The organism is Flavobacterium sp. Root186, from assembly GCF_001428525.1.
GTDB lineage: Bacteria > Bacteroidota > Bacteroidia > Flavobacteriales > Flavobacteriaceae > Flavobacterium.
Map to the genome: position 1 here is coordinate 237,162 of NZ_LMHW01000012.1, position 18,511 is coordinate 255,672.

The 18,511-nt window shown below is 32.6% G+C and carries 16 protein-coding genes; 13 read left to right on the forward strand and 3 right to left on the reverse strand.

The genetic code is table 11. The features are described from left to right. The first annotated feature begins 8 nt into the window (after positions 1–8). The 9 genes from ASD98_RS12300 to ASD98_RS12340 all read left to right on the forward strand — a co-directional run bounded on the left by ASD98_RS12300 (position 9) and on the right by ASD98_RS12340 (position 9,319). Entirely contained in the window at positions 9–647 is a 639-nt protein-coding gene (locus ASD98_RS12300) for a VWA domain-containing protein (protein ID WP_056205026.1), read from the forward strand. Positions 648–802: 155 nt separating this feature from the next. Then, complete coding sequence (locus ASD98_RS12305; protein ID WP_056205028.1) at positions 803–1,438, forward strand: VWA domain-containing protein; 636 nt, start codon at positions 803–805, stop codon at positions 1,436–1,438. A gap of 17 nt (positions 1,439–1,455) precedes the next feature. Next, positions 1,456–1,905, forward strand: a complete 450-nt coding sequence (locus ASD98_RS12310) for a hypothetical protein (RefSeq protein WP_128414823.1) — start codon at positions 1,456–1,458, stop codon at positions 1,903–1,905. Continuing rightward, the gene (locus ASD98_RS12315) at positions 1,905–2,156 is read left to right on the forward strand and encodes a hypothetical protein (protein ID WP_056205034.1); all 252 of its coding nucleotides are present in this window, start codon (positions 1,905–1,907) and stop codon (positions 2,154–2,156) included. Before ASD98_RS12310 ends, ASD98_RS12315 begins: the two co-directional genes overlap by 1 nt. A 1-nt stretch (position 2,157) precedes the next feature. Then, complete coding sequence (locus ASD98_RS12320) at positions 2,158–3,210, forward strand: TerY-C metal binding domain-containing protein (RefSeq protein WP_056205037.1); 1,053 nt, start codon at positions 2,158–2,160, stop codon at positions 3,208–3,210. 4 nt (positions 3,211–3,214) lie between these two features. Next, a complete protein-coding gene (locus ASD98_RS12325) occupies positions 3,215–4,624 on the forward strand; it encodes a PP2C family serine/threonine-protein phosphatase (protein ID WP_056205042.1) in 1,410 nt (469 codons plus the stop codon). 2 nt (positions 4,625–4,626) lie between these two features. Continuing rightward, a complete protein-coding gene (locus ASD98_RS12330; RefSeq protein WP_056205045.1) occupies positions 4,627–6,138 on the forward strand; it encodes a helix-hairpin-helix domain-containing protein in 1,512 nt (503 codons plus the stop codon). A 29-nt stretch (positions 6,139–6,167) separates the two neighbouring features. Further along, on the forward strand, positions 6,168–7,175 hold the full coding sequence (locus tag ASD98_RS12335) for a TerC/Alx family metal homeostasis membrane protein (RefSeq protein ID WP_056205047.1): 1,008 nt from the start codon (positions 6,168–6,170) through the stop codon (positions 7,173–7,175). A 230-nt stretch (positions 7,176–7,405) separates the two neighbouring features. Further along, positions 7,406–9,319 carry an ABC-F family ATP-binding cassette domain-containing protein gene (locus tag ASD98_RS12340; protein WP_056205050.1) on the forward strand — a complete coding sequence of 638 codons (1,914 nt, stop codon included), beginning with the start codon at positions 7,406–7,408 and terminating at the stop codon, positions 9,317–9,319. Positions 9,320–9,554: 235 nt separating this feature from the next. Here ASD98_RS12340 and ASD98_RS12345 read toward each other — a convergent pair whose 3' ends face one another. Then, positions 9,555–10,517 (reverse strand): App1 family protein, encoded by a 963-nt coding sequence (locus ASD98_RS12345; protein WP_056205052.1) that lies wholly within the window; start codon positions 10,515–10,517, stop codon positions 9,555–9,557. A 63-nt stretch (positions 10,518–10,580) separates the two neighbouring features. Here ASD98_RS12345 and ASD98_RS12350 point away from each other — a divergent pair, with 63 nt between their 5' ends. Next, positions 10,581–11,450 (forward strand): diacylglycerol kinase family protein, encoded by an 870-nt coding sequence (locus ASD98_RS12350; protein WP_056205054.1) that lies wholly within the window; start codon positions 10,581–10,583, stop codon positions 11,448–11,450. Positions 11,451–11,483: 33 nt separating this feature from the next. Here the strand turns inward: ASD98_RS12350 and ASD98_RS12355 are convergent, their stop codons facing one another. Both ASD98_RS12355 and ASD98_RS12360 read right to left on the reverse strand, forming a co-directional pair. After that, on the reverse strand, positions 11,484–12,629 hold the full coding sequence (locus tag ASD98_RS12355) for a GNAT family N-acetyltransferase (RefSeq protein WP_056205056.1): 1,146 nt from the start codon (positions 12,627–12,629) through the stop codon (positions 11,484–11,486). Between the two features lie 118 nt (positions 12,630–12,747). Next, on the reverse strand, positions 12,748–13,236 hold the full coding sequence (locus ASD98_RS12360; protein ID WP_056205058.1) for a DUF1761 domain-containing protein: 489 nt from the start codon (positions 13,234–13,236) through the stop codon (positions 12,748–12,750). A 183-nt stretch (positions 13,237–13,419) separates the two neighbouring features. Here ASD98_RS12360 and ASD98_RS12365 point away from each other — a divergent pair, with 183 nt between their 5' ends. The 3 genes from ASD98_RS12365 to ASD98_RS12375 all read left to right on the forward strand — a co-directional run bounded on the left by ASD98_RS12365 (position 13,420) and on the right by ASD98_RS12375 (position 18,505). After that, a complete protein-coding gene (locus ASD98_RS12365) occupies positions 13,420–14,277 on the forward strand; it encodes a Two component regulator three Y domain protein (protein WP_056205061.1) in 858 nt (285 codons plus the stop codon). Between the two features lie 155 nt (positions 14,278–14,432). Continuing rightward, complete coding sequence (locus ASD98_RS12370; RefSeq protein ID WP_056205064.1) at positions 14,433–14,738, forward strand: hypothetical protein; 306 nt, start codon at positions 14,433–14,435, stop codon at positions 14,736–14,738. 308 nt (positions 14,739–15,046) lie between these two features. After that, positions 15,047–18,505: a hypothetical protein gene (locus tag ASD98_RS12375; RefSeq protein WP_128414824.1), complete on the forward strand. Its 3,459-nt coding sequence runs from the start codon at positions 15,047–15,049 to the stop codon at positions 18,503–18,505. The last annotated feature ends 6 nt before the right edge of the window (positions 18,506–18,511 follow it).

The window sequence follows — 18,511 nt, forward strand, 5'->3', positions numbered from 1 at the left end:
ATGTAACCATGAGAAGACTGCCTGTTTATTTATTACTAGACACATCCGGTTCAATGACTGGTGAACCAATTGAAGCTGTTAAAAATGGTGTTCAAATGATGATTAGTTCATTAAGACAAAATCCGCAGGCGATCGAAACGGCTTTTTTAAGCGTTATTACTTTCGACACTACAGCACAGCAAATTATTCCGTTGACCGATTTAGCTTCTTTTCAAATGGTCGATCTTAAAGCTGCCGGCGTAACTGCCTTAGGTGAAGCATTAAAATTAACAGCCCATAAAATTGAAACTGAAGTTGCCAAAACAACAACAGAACAAAAAGGCGACTGGAAACCATTAGTTTTTATCATGACAGATGGGATCCCGACGGATAATTGGGAAAGTGGACTAAATGAGTTTAAAAAAGTAAAAACGGCTTATACAGTTGCTTGTGCGGCTGGAGGCGGGGCAGATGTCGCTATTTTAAAACGAATTACAGATACTGTAGTAAGTCTTGATACGGCAGATAGTGCTAGTATTGGCAAGTTTTTTCAATGGGTGACAGCTTCGATTGGAGTAACTTCAACAAAAATTGAAGATTTAGGAAAAGAATTTACAAATGTAAAAGAATTACCTCCGCCGCCATCAGAATTAAACATCATAGTTTAAGCTTTGAGGCGGACGGAGTTTATATTACCGTTCTAAATAAACAGATTTTTGAAATAGTATATCTTTTGATGTTCTGGTAAAGCCTGTCATTTCTTTCAACTTATCGAAACAGATTTGAAAGCTAACTAATTCATTGATAACATTTAAAAAAGGATATGAGAAGACTACCCGTATATTTTTTATTAGATACATCAGGTTCTATGTATGGAGAACCCATTCAGGCTTTGAATAATGCTTTAAGCGGTATGATTAATACCTTACGCTCAGACGCTCAGGCTTTAGATTCGCTTTGGATCAGCATTATAACGTATGATCGTGAAGTAAAAGAAATTGTTCCGTTAACAGAATTGGTTCATTTTCAGCTTCCTGAAATTACTTGTCCTCAAAGCGGACCAACCAATACAGGAGCCGGATTGGATTACGTTATTCAAAAAGTAAACAAAGACGTTATAAAAGGTTCAGCAACCCAAAAAGGAGACTGGAAACCATTACTTTTTGTTTTTACAGATGGAAAACCTTCTGATATTCAGTTTTACAGAGAAAAAACCCGTGAAATAAGAAATATGAGTTTTGGAGCCGTTGTGGGCTGCGCAGCGGGACATATGGCTAATGATGATATTTTAAAAGAATTGACGGATAATGTAGTGCATTTAGCATCTGCTGATAGCTCTACATTGAAACAATTTTTTAAATGGGTTTCTGAAACAATTGAACAAGGCAACAAAAGTCAGGGAACTGGAGAAAGTGTAACCCTGCCGCCGCCGCCAAGTGAAATAACAGTAGTTATATAATCTTAAAAATGATTGATATGTTAGTTACATTTTCAAAAGCACTTATTCATGTAGCTACTGCCATTGATGAAGCGTACTACGAAGGAAAAGAAAACGAGCTTGAAGAAATTGAGTTAAGTTCTGAACAAAAATTAGAGTTGATGGATATAGATAAAATAACTGTATGCTATCAAACAACTGGAATTGAAAATTTTGTTATTAAAAATGTAGAACAGATTTTAAAACAGAACTATCTTAAAAATGAATTTACGATCAAAGAAGTTATTGTGCGTAAAAATTGTGCTTACATAAAAATAATGTATGATATTCCGCTTAATAGAAAAAGCAGAGGTTACGGAACTTCCTTCTCAATAAATTTTATGGAAGTAAATAATGGAGTTTCTGTCTACGGTTATCAAACTAAAAATGCTAATGAAAAACAAGCTTTTAAAGAGATCGCAAGCGAGTTAATACAAGCAGTTTCATAATGTATCTCATCAAAATTTTCATTCAGATTTTAATTATAGGTTTATTTTTATATTCAAAATTACTGCCTTATAAAGACAAATTAAATCCGAAGTACAGAAGCATTTTTGATTTTTTCAACAGTATTTTTTCGCCCATATTCAATTCTTTAAAAACAATGATAAAACCTTTTCAGGTAGGAGTTGGTTTAGCAGTTGATATGACGCAGATTGTACTTTTAATTATTTTTTTAATGTTATTAAATTTCCTTTAAAATGAGAAGATTACCTATATATTTTTTAATTGATATTTCGGAGTCAATGGTTGGAGAGCCAATTCAACAAGTTGAAGAAGGATTAGCCACCATAATTCAGGCATTAAAAACAGATCCGCATGCTTTAGAAACTGTTTTCGTTTCTATAATAGTATTTGCAGGTCAGCCTAAAACATTAGTTCCTTTACAGGAAATAGTGAGCTTTTATCCGCCAAAATTCCCAATTGGCAGCGGAACATCCTTAAGCAAAGGTTTAGGACATTTAATGTATGAATTAAGAACGAATATCGTTAAAACTACTTATGAGGTAAAAGGCGATTGGAAACCAATTGTTTTCTTGTTTACAGACGGAGTTCCTACAGATGACAGCCAGGCAGCAATAAACGAATGGAAACAAAACTGGCAGCGAACAGCCAACTTAATTGCGATCTCTTTCGGGAGCGAAACAGATACAAAATTATTAGGCGAGCTTACAGAGAATGTTTTACATTTTAAAAACACAAATGTGCAGTCGTACAAAGAGTTTTTTAAATGGGTAACAGATTCCATTAAAACCAGTAGTATCAGTGTCGAAAATAATTCGAGTGGTTTTGAATTAGCAAAATTAGACGGAGAAACACTTTCAAAAATAGATTTAACGAAAGAAACTCCAAATCGTCAATATGTTGATGATAATTTTGTGGTTTTAAACGGAAAATGCCAAAATACAAAAAGACCGTATTTGATGAAATACCGCAAAACAATTGCCGAATCTATTTATGCCGGAATCGAACTTTCTTCTAAAAATTACAAATTAGTCGGCGCTTATCAAGTCGATAATTCTTATTTTGAATTGGCCGATTCAGGAAACTTCAGCAATAAAGTAAATACAGATGAGTTGATTGGCGGACCAACTTGCCCATGCTGCGGAAATCAAATTGCATTTGCAGTTTGCGTATGCCAAAAAATACACTGCATAGGCGACGAAGATATAAGTACTTGCCCGTGGTGTAACAATCAGGGAAGTTACGGCGTAGGAGGCGGTGGATTTGATGTAAACAGAACACAAGGATAATTTCATGGAAGAGACTAAAAGATATATTCAGTCTTTTTTATCACAAAAGAAAATTGACATTTCTGCAGATAAAGCAGCCCTTTTTGCAGCCTTTGCTTCGAATGAACAAAATGTCAATGCAGTAAAAATAATTCAGGAAAACCAAAAAATGATTATGCAGAATTGGATATTGAAAAACAGAATCGACGATATTTTGACGCAGACTGTCTCAATACCAAATGGCACAGTAAATAAAAAATACGAAGCAAAGATTGATTTCAATACTTTGGGCTGGAATGATTTTATTTCATTTGAAATTAAAGGTTTAGAAACCACAGGCCTTGAATTTAATGAAAAAGACGAATTGCTTTTGGGAATTCCGGAAGTAAGCGGCGATTTAAAAATAAAGATATTATTTAGAGTAGAAGGCGAAGCAGAAGATGCTGTTTTAAATGAAAAAGTAATAACACTTATTATAAATCCAGATCCAAAATCATTATGGAAAAATATAGAAAGTGACCAAAATGATCCTTTCTGGAAACAGGATAACGAAGCTGTTTCAGCTGAATTTTTAGATAAAAAAATTGTTGTATCTTCTAAAAGAGGACGAAGCCATGCCAATAAAGGATCTTTTAGAGAAGATGATTTTGCTTTTAAAAATCTTAAAGAAATTGGCTGGAGTATTTTGGCTGTTTCTGATGGGGCTGGTTCTGCTAGTTTGTCAAGAAAAGGTTCAAATTTAGCCTGTAATTCAATTGTTCAATATTTTGAGGACAATTTGAATGCAGCAATTTTAAAAGATTTTGATCAGGTTTTAATTGAACATCATCAGAAAGTAACAGATGAAACTTCAAAAAAAATAAGTCGTTTTGTGTATGATAATCTTTCAAAAGCAGCTCATTTTGCACATCAAAAAATAGAAGAATTTGCAATAAAAAGTGAAGCTGAACTTAAAAGCTTCCATGCCACTTTAATTTTTACTTTGGTTAAAAAATATGATTTTGGCTATGCCATTTTAACCTTCGGAATTGGCGACTGCCCAATCGGATTATTGAATAAAGATTTAACAGAAATTAAATTAATGAACTGGCTTGACGTTGGTGATTTTGGAGGAGGAACACGTTTTATTACCATGCCCGAAATTTTTCAAAGTGATAAGTTTTCTACCCGATTTGGTTTTAAACTCGTTGATGATTTCTCTTATTTAATGCTGATGACTGACGGAATTTATGATCCTAAATTTGTTGTTGAAGCCAATTTGGAAAAAATCGATAAATGGAACGAATTTCTAGAGGATCTAAAAGGGAAAAATGAAGACGGAATTAAAGTTGATTTTGATAAAGAAAATCCTGAAATTGCGCAGCAGCTTTCGAGCTGGATGGATTTTTGGAGTCCGGGAAATCACGATGACAGAACCCTTGCTATAATTTATTAAGTATGAGCACGATTACAGTAAAATCAATTAATGACACCGCAAAAACCTATCAGTTTGTTGATAATGGCGAACCTATGCGCGGTGGTGTAAAGGATGTTTATTTTAGTCCTGACAGAAAATACGTTGTGGCTATTTTTAGAGATAAATTAGATTACAATCAAAAAGAAAGGCTGCAGAGAATCACTAATAAATATTTAGTACAGATTCAAAACGGAGATGCGGGCGATTATTACTTAAACGAAGTTTATAGATGGCCAACAGACGTTATTGAACATAAAGGACTAACGGGAATCATTGTACCAATTTATGATTCAAAGTTTTTCTTTAAAAAAGGATATGAAACCAGCGATTTAATTCAGGGAAAAGAAAAAAACGGAAAATGGTTTGCGGGTTCAAAATTTAGGAACCCAAACTTTCCGCTTCGAGTTGCAAAATCAGAATTAGGCGATTGGCTGAGTTATTTTCAGGTTTGTGTTAATTTGACTCGTGGTGTAAAAAAGATGCATGCAATGGGGTTAGCGCATTCTGATTTGTCTTACAATAATGTTTTAATCGATCCAATTAATAAATCAGCTTGTATGATTGATTTGGACGGATTAGTAGTTCCCGGTTTATTTCCGGCAGAAGTAATTGGAACAGCAGAATTTATTGCACCTGAAGTGCTTTCGACCAAACATTTAGACAAAGCAGATCCAAACAGAAAACTGCCAAACCGATTAACAGATCTTCATGCTTTGCCGGTTTTAATTTATATGCTTTTACTTCACAGACATCCCCTAAAAGGAGGTAAAGTGCATGATTTAGATACCGAAAAAGACGATTTGCTGTCAATGGGCGAAAAAGCGATGTTTATCGAACATCCAACAGATCCAATGAACAGGCCAAAACTAAATCAGGTTTCAAAATGGGATTTACCTTGGGCAGATATTACCAAATTACCGTACACAATCACGGGGCCTTATTTAAAAACCTTATTTGATAAAGTTTTCATAGACGGATTACACAATCCGATGCAAAGGCCAACTGCAGAAGAATGGGAAATTGCACTGCTCAAAACAACAGATTTAATGCAGAAATGCCACAATCTTTCATGTGAACAAAAATGGTATGTTTTTGATAATACCAATACCCCGAGATGCCCATTTTGTAATACATCGCATAAAGGCATGCTTCCGGTTTTAGACTTGTATTACCAATTTCAGGAAACGGTTTGGAAGCCTGAGAATCACAGGCTAATGGTTTATAACGATCAATATTTGTTTCAATGGCATGTTAATCGTAATATTGCCAGAAATGAAAAACTAACGGCAGAACAAAAAGTGCCTGTTGGTTATTTTACTTTTTATAATGATAAATGGGTATTTGTTAATCAAAAACTGACCTCATTAAAAGATGTTACCGAAGACAAAGAAATCCCTATTGGAACGATGCTGGAACTTACAGATGGTAAAAAAATACTGCTGTCAAAAGAAGAAGGCGGCAGGGTTATAGTAGTTACAATGGCCAATAAATAATTTAAAATCTAACCTAATTAATATTTAAAATGAATCAACACCCTATTTTTTCAGAACATCCAGGATTAATAATAGTATTCGCTGTCGCAGTAGTGATTATGTTGTTGTTAGACTTGGGAATTTTCAACAAAAAAAGCCATATCGTAAGCAATAAAGAAGCTGTAAGCTGGTCATTAGTATGGATAAGTTTAGCAATGATTTTTAGTGGGTTGGTCTATTACTTTGCAGGAGCTGCCAAATTTTATGAATTTCAGTCTGCATACTGGATTGAAAAAGCACTTTCTGTAGATAATCTTTTTGTGTTTATTTTAGTTTTTAAATTCTTTGATGTTGCAAACCAAAACAAACATAAAGTTTTATTTTGGGGAATTATTGGAGCCTTAGTTTTAAGAGCTATTTTCATATTCTCAGGTGCATTCTTAATTGAACTTACCTATTTAAACAAACTTTTAAGCCTTGTTGGAGTAGAAGGTTTCAAATACGACATCAACTTAATCATGACAGCTTTTGGATTATTCCTGGTATATGCAGGAATCAAATCATGGTCTGCAGGTGATGACGATGACGAAGAAGATTACAACAATACAAGAGGAGCAAGATTAATCAGAAGATTTTTCAGTGTTTCTGATAAATACGATGGAGATAAATTCTTTACAATCGAAAACGGAAAAAAATTAGCAACACCACTTTTAGTAGTAGTAGCAGTAATTGAGTTTACAGATTTACTATTCGCAGTTGACTCTATTCCTGCAATTTTTGCCATTTCGAATGATCCATTTATTCTTTATACATCTAACATTTTTGCCATTTTAGGATTAAGAGCATTGTTTTTCTTATTAGATAATTTCATTCATTTATTCAGCAAATTACAATACGGACTTGCAATTATCCTTTCCTTTATTGGTATTAAAATGATTATTGCTCCATTCTATCACATCGATTCAATTTATTCATTGATTGTTATTGGAGGGATTTTGGCTATATCTGTGTTATTATCAGTTTTATTGCCAGAGCCAAAAGAAGAAGTAGCAGAATAAATCAACTTTAAATAAAATAAAAACGGGTGAAAAATGGAATGATTTTTCACCCGTTTTTTTATGGTTACAATTTGATGCTCTCAAATAATCTAAAGATAAAAACGACGTACATATTTGTTTTTAAAGGGACAGCCGAAACTTAAATTAATTGTCATACTTTTGCACTTTCAAAAAGTAAAGGAAATAAAATAGTTAAAACCTTTACAGCCTGTAATAATAGTCAAGAAATTATGCTTAATATACACAATCTTTCGGTTTCTTTTGGAGGAACATATTTATTTGAAGAAGTTACTTTTCGTTTAGGCGCCGGCGACCGTGTAGGTCTAGTTGGTAAAAACGGAGCAGGTAAATCGACAATGCTTAAAATGTTAGCAAGAGATTTTGCGCCAGATTCAGGAGTTATTTCTCAGGAGAAAGATATCAAAATGGGATTTTTACGTCAGGATATTGATTTTGAACGTGGAAGAACTGTATTAGAAGAAGCTTATGAAGCTTTTACTGAAATTAAGATTGTCGAAAAAAAATTAGAAGAAATCAATCATCAATTGGTTACCAGAACCGATTATGAAAGTGAAGAATACGGTCAGATTATTGAAGATTTATCTGATTACACACATCGTTTTGACCTTCTTGGAGGTTATAATTATGTTGGAGACACAGAGAAAATTCTTTTAGGATTAGGTTTCAAAAGAGAAGTTTTCAATAACCAAACCGAAACATTTTCAGGAGGTTGGAGAATGCGTATCGAATTGGCTAAATTATTATTGCAGTCGAATGACGTATTACTTCTGGATGAGCCAACGAACCACTTGGATATCGAAAGTATTATTTGGTTAGAAAGCTTTCTTCGAAATTATCCTGGGGTTGTAGTAATTGTATCGCACGATAAAATGTTTCTTGATAACGTTACAAACCGTACAATCGAAATCTCTTTAGGAAAAGCATACGACTTTAATAAACCCTATTCTCAATATCTGGAGCTTCGTCATGAAATTCGCGAAAAGCAATTGGCAACGCAAAAAAATCAGGCAAAAAAGATTGAAGAAACAGAAAAATTAATCGAAAAGTTCCGTGCAAAAGCTTCAAAAGCTTCGATGGCGCAATCGTTAATTAAAAAGTTAGATAAAGTAGAAAGAATTGAAGTTGATGAAGACGATAATTCTGTAATGAATATCTCTTTTCCAGTTTCCAAAGAACCTGGAAAAGTAGTAGTTGAAGCTGAAAATGTTACAAAAGCATATGGAGACAAAGTTATTTTAAAAGACATTGATTTGTTGGTAGAACGCGGAAGTAAAATTGCTTTTGTTGGTCAAAACGGACAAGGGAAATCTACATTTATAAAAGCCATCGTAAACGAATTTGAATACGACGGAACTATTAAATTAGGGCATAATGTACAATTAGGCTATTTTGCTCAAAATCAGGCAGAATATCTTGATGGTGAAATCACTTTACTTCAAACCATGGAAGATGCTGCAACAGACACAAACCGTTCTAAAGTTCGTGATATGCTGGGATCATTTTTATTCCGCGGCGATGATGTCGAGAAAAAAGTAAAAGTGCTTTCAGGTGGCGAGCGTAACCGTTTAGCTCTTTGCAAATTGTTGTTACAGCCAATCAACGTATTGCTTATGGATGAGCCTACGAATCACTTAGACATCAAATCTAAGAATGTTTTGAAAGCTGCACTTCAAAAATTTGGCGGAACTTTACTATTGGTTTCTCACGACAGGGATTTTCTTCAGGGAATGTCAAATATTGTTTACGAATTTAAAGATCAAAAAATCAAAGAATATTTAGGCGATATCAATTATTTCTTAGAGCAGCGTAATCTTGAAAACATGCGTGAAGTCGAGAAAAAAGATGTTGCAAAAGCTGCTGCTCCAAAAGAGACAAACAAAACATCTTACGAAGATCAGAAAAAAGGGAAAGCGCTTCAAAACCGTTTAAGTAAAGTTGAAAGTCAAATTAAACAATTAGAAAAAGACATTCAGCACGACGATAAATTGTTAGCTTCTAATTATGACAAACATATCGAAGACGCATCGTTTTTTACAGCATACAACAAAAAGAAAAAAGATTTAGATCAATTACTTCTGGACTGGGAAGTTGTTCAGGAAGAGATTGATAATTTTAATGTTTAGTTAAGATTGTTTCAAGTTGCAATTTTGACGAGTAAATTTAACCGCAAAGCACGCTAAGATTTTTTATAGTCTGGATTTATAATGTACAAAGTTCGCAAAGCTTTATCAACTAATAGCTTTGCGAACTTTGCGTTTTATGAAACCTCGCAGATCAAAAAATCTTAGCGTGCTTTGCGGTTAAATATTCATTCAGTTCAAACCTGAAACTTGAAACCTGAAACTTGAAACAAAAAAACTATTTAATAATTCCAATAGACCTAGAATGTGCAATAGCCTCGCTGCTTTCTTTAAAATAACAAACAGAAACATCAAGCGATTCTAAATTTTTCATGATCTTCTTAACTTCCTTTTTTTTGCTTTTACCGGTTTGTCTAATGTAAACAGCAATTACGGTAACAGGGAAAATTTTGCAGATTCGCTCGTATAAAACCGGATCGTGCTGCGAATCATCTCCCAATAAAACATATTTGAGATTGGGATAAAATTCTAAAACATGTTTTATTTTTTCAAATTTATGATCGTGATTTCCTCGTCCGCTCATGAAGAAATCAGTAATTCCTCTTCTAATATCTTTCAATAAAACAACTGCGCGCGGCAGGTTATGAATTTTGGTAAATTCGACAATAAATCGGTACAAATTCCATTCGCTGCTCGAAACATAAAAAAAAGCATTTTCTTCTTCTTTATTGTGCCGTCCGGCCGAACTTAAAGCCTGATAATGCGGAACAACATCTTTAAAAACTTTCCTGTCGTTTACATTCTTAAAAAGTAAAATATATATTTTTTTGAAGATATTCTGCGTATGCGAAACCAAAAAAGTATCGTCGATATCAGAAATGATCCCTAAATTCCCTTTATGCGGACGTATAAAACTTCCTTTTGAAACAATAGTTTTACCGCCATATTTGATGCTCACTTCATACTCGATCCATCCAAAATGAGTTTCTTTTTCAAGCGGAATGCAGAATTTAAAATAGCCATCATCCAGTGTTTTTGTATGTATTTCCTGTTTGCCGAATTTTAAGTAAACATCAAAATTTTCAATAGTTTTTATTCTGAATTGATTGACAACCGAGCGTGCATTTTTTAAGTTTTTCTTCTGGAAATCATAATCATACGTTCTCTTAAAGACATGCCCCATTACAATTAATTCTTCTTCATTGGCATAACCCCGATATAATTGTAAAATTGGTTTCATTAATTCCGTATATTTATATAACACTGTAAATTAATTATTTTAATTGGTTTTAAAAATAAAATTTTGAAAAAGAACATCATATTTGTTGTAAACCCTATTTCGGGAGATCTTGATAAATCAAGTTTAATTGAGTCTGTTCAGGAGTTTGCAGCTACAAATCATTTTGATTTGGAAGTTTATGAAACTACCGGCAACAATGATTTAAAAGAAATACAAGCACTCTATAATCAATATAAGCCAGAACGAATTATTGTAGCAGGAGGCGACGGAACCATAAAAATGGTTGCCGAAGCGATGGAAGATCATGACGTAATTATCGGGATTTTGCCAGCCGGCTCTGCAAACGGACTTTCGGTCGATTTAAATCTGCCTGCGGGAATAGAAGAAAATCTTAAAATTGCTTTTCAGCATCATTATATCGAAATGGATATGATTTGCATTAATGGTAAAAAGAGCATTCATTTAAGTGATCTTGGTTTGAATGCCAATTTGGTCAAAAACTATGAACAGAGTGATGTAAGAGGATTTTGGGGTTATGCCTTGCAGGCTTTTACAACATTAACAGAATCAGACGAGCCTTTTGTGGCAACAATATCAGCAAACAATAAAACCGTTGAACATGTGGCAAGAATGATTGTTATTGCTAATTCACAAAAATACGGAACCGGTGTAATCATTAACCCAAATGGCGCAATGAATGACGGAAAATTTGAATTGGTGATTTTAAAAAGCCTGGATTTGTTATTAATTGGAAAAATTATTACTGGAAACATGCCAATTGATTCTGAAGATATTGTGATTATTTCGACAGATAAAGCAGAAATAAAAACAGATTATCCGGTTCATTTTCAAATTGACGGTGAATATTGCGGAGCGCAAAAGGAGTTAGAGATTCATATTCTGCACAAACAAATGAAACTAGCAGTTCCTTAGGCTTTTATAAAGTTTAAAACTTTGTCAAAGCCATTATTTAAACGGATTACGCTCCTGCCATTCTGTTTTGGGTTCCAGATAATTAAAAAACCTTGCAATATTATGATTGATTAAGGCATTACTATGTGTGATCAAACCATACATTTTTACAGGTTTTGCTCCAACAGAACTTTTAATTTCGAGAGCGGTTCTGGCAAAAACAATTTCCTTAAATCCTTTTTTAATAGAATAAGCAATCATATCGTAAAGCATATTCAAATAGAGCATTTTTTCGCGCTGAACACTTTCATCATAACCTAAAAAATAAGTATCCATAACGGCTCCATTTTTTATCAGCGTGTTGAAACCTATTAGTTTTTCATCTAAAAAATAACCATACAGCAAAAAATCCTCTTTCATAATTTCTTTAAAAAAACTGAAATGGTTTCTCGCCAGGAAAAAAGTGTTGAAAGGAGCATTTTTTGCAACATGAAAATACAAATCGTAAATAACGTCTTCGTATTTTCTGATGTCAGATAAAGACATTTGCTGTTTTTCTATTCCTTCAGATTTTTTGCGGGCACGTTTGTATTGATCCCGATATTTTTTTGACAATGCATCAACGTAATCTTGTTCTGTTTTCCAGTTTTCGTTGATTTTAAAAACCATGTTAGGCTGTGTTGAAAACGTATAATTGTTTTTAAATTCAGCCTGCAAAGGTTCGATTTCTTTTGCAGTAAAATCTTTTATGCTGGTGATGTGAACTTTTTTTCCATTTGCCTTTAAATCTTTCTTAAGCTGATTAATAGCTTTATGAAGTGTTTTAACAGCCTTTGATTCTTTTATATTTTTATTAAAAACAAAAGCATTCTGCCCGGTTAACATATTGTTTCCAACAAATAATACGTGGGAAGCGAAATTCTTTAGAGCAAAATTACGAACAGATGTTTTTAAACATTGATCGCGTTCGCCAAATGATTCCAGTTTTTCCGCAAATAAAAATTGAGTTAAAACAATCCCGATGAGTTTTTCCTCTTCAAAAATTCCAATAAAATGACAAATCATATTTACCGGACAAGAGTTTTCCAGTACCTCGAGATATTCCCGTGTCAAAAAAATATTATCAGTAGCCAGCGAATTCCATTCTAAAGGTAGTAATGACGTGCTGTTATAGATTTGAAAAGAATAAGTTGTATTCAAAAGTGTGAGCTAATTTCTTCAAAATTAGATAATATTTGTAATAACTCATTTTCTTTAAGTTATTATTAAGAAAAACCCGTTTGAGTTTTGGCTTCAAACGGGTGTTTACTATTATAATTTATGCAAACTGACAAACAATGCCGCCTATTATAGTAAGGGTAAGCATCCAATATCCTGCATGAATAAAGATGTATTTCCATGATTTTCTTTCGAATAATCCATTAATTCCTACTATAGGAAAAGCGAAAAATAATCCCGACATAAAACCATGGAGTGAACCATGCTTGAAAGTACGATAAGCAGTTCCGTAATCAGCCATAAAAGCATGAAAAGATGGTTTTGCGCTTTCAATAAATGGCGGACCGCCAATCATTCCGATAGCGCCCGACTGATGAATGGTAAACGACATTAAAGCCATTGAAAGCATTACAGAAAAAATGTAGGTAAACCCAAATATTTTGAGCATGTTTCCTTTTTTCAGATCTTCTTCAGTAAAATTATTTTCTCTCATCCAGATTGTTCCAAAAACTTTTGGATGATACCAGATAAAACCGATTATGAGTGTCACAATCGCAGCAACGAAAAATGTAATTAGGTTAATTTCCATAATATTAGGTTTTTGTAATTAGTTGTTTCAAAAATAGTTAAAAAACTATAACGATTTCGAAAATTTTATAAAGAAGAAAAGTAAGACGAATTTTTTATTTATTAACACTTTATCGACATAAGTCGCTTTACATCTAGTAATTAACTAATTTTGAAGCAGAAAAACATATCCCCCAAATCTGTTATGAAAAGCCTTGCAACACTTTTTTTAGCACTTGTTTTTTCTCTTAATATTTTTGCTGATACTGTTTCAGATAAAGAGAAAGACGCGCTAATTAAATTATATCATGCGACGAATGGTTCGCAGTGGAAAATAAAATGGGATTTATCACAATCAGTCTCAACCTGGTACGGAGTTCGAGCCGAAAACGGAAAAGTAACTTCTTTAAATTTAGCCGATAATAATCTGCAGGGCGAACTGCCTGTTGAATTTTTTGAGCTGGTAAATTTAACGGCAATTGATCTTCATAAAAATAATCTAAAAGGACAATTATCAAATTCCATAAGCAATTTTAAAGAGCTTCAAGTTTTAAATGTTTCGGGCAATCAGTTATCTGGTGCAATTCCGGTAGGTATTTGCGATTTGAAGAATTTGAAAGACCTGGAACTTTTTAAGAACAATATTTCCGGCGAATTACCGCTGGAAATTGGAAAACTAAATCAATTAGAAATTCTTTGTTTGTTTGAGAATCAAATTGCTGGTGTTTTGCCAAGTTCGTTGTATAAAATTTCGACTTTAAAAATACTGCTGTTAAATAATAATAGATTATCTGGCGCCGTAAGTTCAGATATTTCTAATTTAAATATTCTGCAAAATTTAAGTTTGTTCAATAATAGTCTGGGCGGAGAGATTCCTAAGGAACTTGAAAAAATGCAAAATCTTTCAGAAATGAATCTTTCCTATAATAAATTCACAGGTTCGGTTTCAAAAAATCTTACCTTATTAGATGCTTTGAATATGACAATGTTTGATAAGAATGGGAATCTGTTTTTATTAGACGTAAACGAAGAAAGAAAGCCAGAAAATAATATTGTAAATTAATTTGATTGTTTCTCTTTGAAAAAGTTGAGTAACTTTGCTTAAATAAATTTGATGCGAGTTTTTATAAAGCATTCAATATTTTTTATAACTTTAAAATTGAATTCAATTCTAAAGAAAGTTTAAACATACAATACTAACCTTTTTACTATAAAATTATGACACTACAATATCAAGGTGAACAATACGGAAAGTCAACCACATTTACCATTAGAATTATTGGTAATAATTTATCAAAAAGCAGCTCTAACTACCAAATTGATCTTTTAGTTGGAGACAAAAAACTGCCAACGTTTACAAGTGAAATTCATCAAAGTTTATCAAACTGTTTGAAAGAGATCTACTTATTCAGAAAACACAATGGGATCAAATTTGACGAATCGTCAGAGAAAATAGTTTCGCTTTATGTTCCTTATGATAAGGTTTTGTATAACTTTAATAAGTATGCTTTGTTTAGAGCTTAAGTTTATATAATATATATTAATAGACCGCCTTTTTGAGGTGGTCTTTTTTTTTGTTTTAGAAAATCTCTAAATGTTATAATGATAATTAATTAAGCATGAGAAAATATATTTTAATTTCAATTGAATAATTGTTAATGTTTGTGATATAAAATAAAATTATTTTATAATATTTGTCGTACCAAAAACAAATATCTTAATAAACTAAAAACACTTTATATGTAAGTCTTCTTTACTATTTTATTCAATTACAATTCCTTGTAAAAAGTAGCCAAAAGCCAATTCATTATCAAATAACCTAAATTTTTATTTTGAAAAAATCTCTTTACGCCCTAATTTGGGCTATGTTTTTTTGTGTATTAACAGGAGTAAATGCACAAGATGCGGGCAATGACCCTAGTAAATTTCTACCTAATATTACACCTCCTTCACCTGAAGCCTTTAAATTTTCTATGTATGGTAATACACCTGTAGGTATGTTTACCGGTACTCCAAATATTAATTTGCCTTTATTTAACTATAAAACAGCAAATTTGAGTATTCCATATAATTTAAGTTACTCCTCAAGCGGTCTTAAAGTTGATGAAATAAATACTAAAACCGGACTAGGCTGGAACCTTATCGGTGGAGGTGTTATTACTCGTATTGTTCGTAATCTTGAAGATGATTACTTTGAAGATTTTCCAATGAAACATCTTGATATTACAACTGTACCAGAAAGCGTAATGAAAAACGTTTATTTTTATCTTTTTGGAGAAAACCAGGGAAAAGATAGTGAACGTGATATTTTCATTTTTAATTTCCCTAATAATTCTGGAAAATTTTATTTGGATAATAATAATAAGATCGTTTTTCTTGAAAAAAGCGACATAAAAGTTGAGTTAATTCCCGTAGTAGGAGGAGGTATGTACACTTTTATAATTACAACAACAGATGGAGTAAAATATTATTTTCAGGAAACAGAACAGACTATGTTACGAACTTATGGAGCTAGTCATGCTGATCCTTCTATAAAAACAACTGCGTGGTATTTAAATAAAATAGTACATCCAAAAGGTGATGAGATTTATTTTACTTATAGTAATGTCACAGAAAATTATGTGCAATCGCAAAGTCAGCAAGCTTCAAAAGCTTTTCCAATACAGCAAACCTGTGCATCTGGGCAAAGTTATACTAAGGGAATTACATTCGGACCAATTTACGAGCATAATATTAGAATAACAGGAAAGACATTAAATTCTATAAGCAGTAATAATCCATCTTCTGGAAGTGTAGCTTTTAGTTATGAAGACAAAATATCAAATTCTGAGCCAGGAAATGTAATTAAAACAATTACGATAAAGAATAAAGCGGTTGAAACAATTGAAAAAATTGATTTTGACTATTTACTTACAAGTAACAAGAGAATTTTTTTAAATAGTTTTAATTTTAGTGAAGCTGCTAATAAATATTCTTTTACCTACATAAACCCATCGGATTTCCCTGCAAGATTATCTAAAAGCCAGGATCACTGGGGATATTTTAATGGAGCTAATAATAGTACGCTTTTGCCAAGAATTGAAGGTTCAGGTTTTGAAAACTTTGCATTTAATGCTGCCAATCGCGAAATCGATGAGACCAAAGTACAAACGGGACTTTTGAATAAAATAATTTATCCTACAAAAGGATATACAGAATTAGAATATGCTTCTAATGATTACTATGGTACCAAAAAAGTTATGCCGCCAACTGTAAATAAAGAACTGACTTTAGAAAATGATATTGAGCAAAGGCATATGTCAACCTCTGTGACTTTTAAGGCAGATTTTTCATATGAAGCAAAATTTACAGGGGGGACCTATTTTGCTAACTGTGATCCGGCTAACGATACAGGAGGAAATCATCACAAAGGATATGTAACCATTTTATGTGTCGAAGATGGTACTTATGTGCCTATTTTTCAATATAGTGATGCTTACGGTACGCAGGTCACGCCAGGAGTACAATCATTAGATTTAACTGCTAATTCGACTATACCTTATTATTTTAAGGTGGTACAAAATAAAAACTATAAAGTTATTCTGGTTAATGACTATACCTGTACACATAGTAGAGTTAATCTTCAGTATTATGTAGGCGCACCTCAAATTATTAATACCAATTTGTTGACAGGAGGCTGCAGGGTTAAATCGACCAAAGATTATTCTCTTAATAATCCAACTCCGGTTACTAAAAAATATTATTATGCCAAATTTGATAACTTGAATGTTTCTTCAGGAGATAATTTTCAAGTTCCTTATTATCTTAATTATAGTGATCATCCAAGTTATTCAGGAGCAAATGATTTGAGCTGTACAGTTACAGATGCAGTTTTAAATTCAAGCAGTATATCTTCTTTGTTTGAAATGGGATCTAATGTATACTATAAATATGTTACCGTTAGCAGTGGTGATACTTTTGAAAATGGTTATGAGGAAAATGAATTTATTATAAACAAAGATTATCGTGAACAAATTTATATTGGAGACAGAGAGTTTAGAAATGTTCCCTGGAGTAATTTAGGATGGAATAATGGAAAATTACTAAAAACAAAAATTGTTGAAAAACAAGGGAGCTCTTATATTCTTAGAAAAGAGATTATAAATACTTATCTAAAAGATGCTAATAACCCAACATTAATCAATTTTGCAATTTACAATCCAGCGCAGGGACAATTTGTTAATAATACTCAGGAAGAATGTCTTTGTACAGCTAGTAACATATCAAAATCATATCCTGTTAAATATTGTTCGGCTATACATATTCATCAAGGTGATGCCAATGGTGATTGCATTGCAAGTGGTGCTGATAATGTAATTTTCGATATTCACCATCCTTGTTTTGGCAAAACATCCGGATCATTTGCAAATATCCCAACAATAACACATCTCGATGTTATGCCTTATAAATATATCTCGTATTTTGTTTATTTATCAAATACAACTACCAATGAATATGATAAAAATGGTTTAAATCCTATCACAACGCTAGCAAATTATAATTATGCAGGTACAAATCACTTGCAGCTAACTTCACAGTCAGTTACGAACTCAACAACAGGTTTAGTAGGTGAAGTTACAGAAACTAAATATTTATACGCACGAGATACACAATTGGCAGCTCTTCCATACATAAATAATTTGAGAGGAGCTAATATCATAGGGATTCCTCTCAATACGCAAATTTTTAAAGGGAGTACTAAAATTTCAGAGCAAACGACTGTTTATGATAAAAGTACTGCTACAAATAACTTGCTGCTTCCTAAGAGCATTTATTCAGCTAAGTTTCCAAATGCTTTAACTAGTATTACAACTCCATCAGTAGGTCAATTAGAAAAGAAAATCACTTTTGATCAATATGATTCTAAAGGAAATATTACACAATATACGCTTGAAAACGGAACAAGTGTAAGTTTTATTTGGGGATACGATAAAACACTGCCAATTGCTAAAATTGAAAATGCAACACTGGCGCAAATTGCTTCAGCATTAGGAATTACAGTTGCAGTTTTAGATACTTATTCTGAAGCTCAGGCTAATATGAGTTCATTGAATGGTTTAAGAAGCAATCTTTTAATGGTTAATTGCATGATAACAACTTTTACACATAAGCCATTAGTAGGTATTAGTAGTGTGACAGATCCTAAAGGGGATGTTATGACTTACAATTATGATAGTTTTAATAGGTTGCTGACTGTAAGAGATAGAAGCAATAACATTTTGTCTGAAAATCAATACCACTACAAAAATTAACAAACG

Excerpts from the sequence above, each read along its gene's own strand:
- ASD98_RS12300 (WP_056205026.1), top strand. The coding sequence starts at position 9 with ATGAGAAGACTGCCTGTTTATTTATTACTAGACACATCCGGTTCAATG.
- ASD98_RS12305 (WP_056205028.1), top strand. The coding sequence starts at position 803 with ATGAGAAGACTACCCGTATATTTTTTATTAGATACATCAGGTTCTATG.
- ASD98_RS12310 (WP_128414823.1), top strand. The coding sequence starts at position 1,456 with ATGTTAGTTACATTTTCAAAAGCACTTATTCATGTAGCTACTGCCATT.
- ASD98_RS12315 (WP_056205034.1), top strand. The coding sequence starts at position 1,905 with ATGTATCTCATCAAAATTTTCATTCAGATTTTAATTATAGGTTTATTT.
- ASD98_RS12320 (WP_056205037.1), top strand. The coding sequence starts at position 2,158 with ATGAGAAGATTACCTATATATTTTTTAATTGATATTTCGGAGTCAATG.
- ASD98_RS12325 (WP_056205042.1), top strand. The coding sequence starts at position 3,215 with ATGGAAGAGACTAAAAGATATATTCAGTCTTTTTTATCACAAAAGAAA.
- ASD98_RS12330 (WP_056205045.1), top strand. The coding sequence starts at position 4,627 with ATGAGCACGATTACAGTAAAATCAATTAATGACACCGCAAAAACCTAT.
- ASD98_RS12335 (WP_056205047.1), top strand. The coding sequence starts at position 6,168 with ATGAATCAACACCCTATTTTTTCAGAACATCCAGGATTAATAATAGTA.
- ASD98_RS12340 (WP_056205050.1), top strand. The coding sequence starts at position 7,406 with ATGCTTAATATACACAATCTTTCGGTTTCTTTTGGAGGAACATATTTA.
- ASD98_RS12345 (WP_056205052.1), bottom strand. The coding sequence starts at position 10,517 with ATGAAACCAATTTTACAATTATATCGGGGTTATGCCAATGAAGAAGAA.
- ASD98_RS12360 (WP_056205058.1), bottom strand. The coding sequence starts at position 13,236 with ATGGAAATTAACCTAATTACATTTTTCGTTGCTGCGATTGTGACACTC.
- ASD98_RS12365 (WP_056205061.1), top strand. The coding sequence starts at position 13,420 with ATGAAAAGCCTTGCAACACTTTTTTTAGCACTTGTTTTTTCTCTTAAT.
- ASD98_RS12370 (WP_056205064.1), top strand. The coding sequence starts at position 14,433 with ATGACACTACAATATCAAGGTGAACAATACGGAAAGTCAACCACATTT.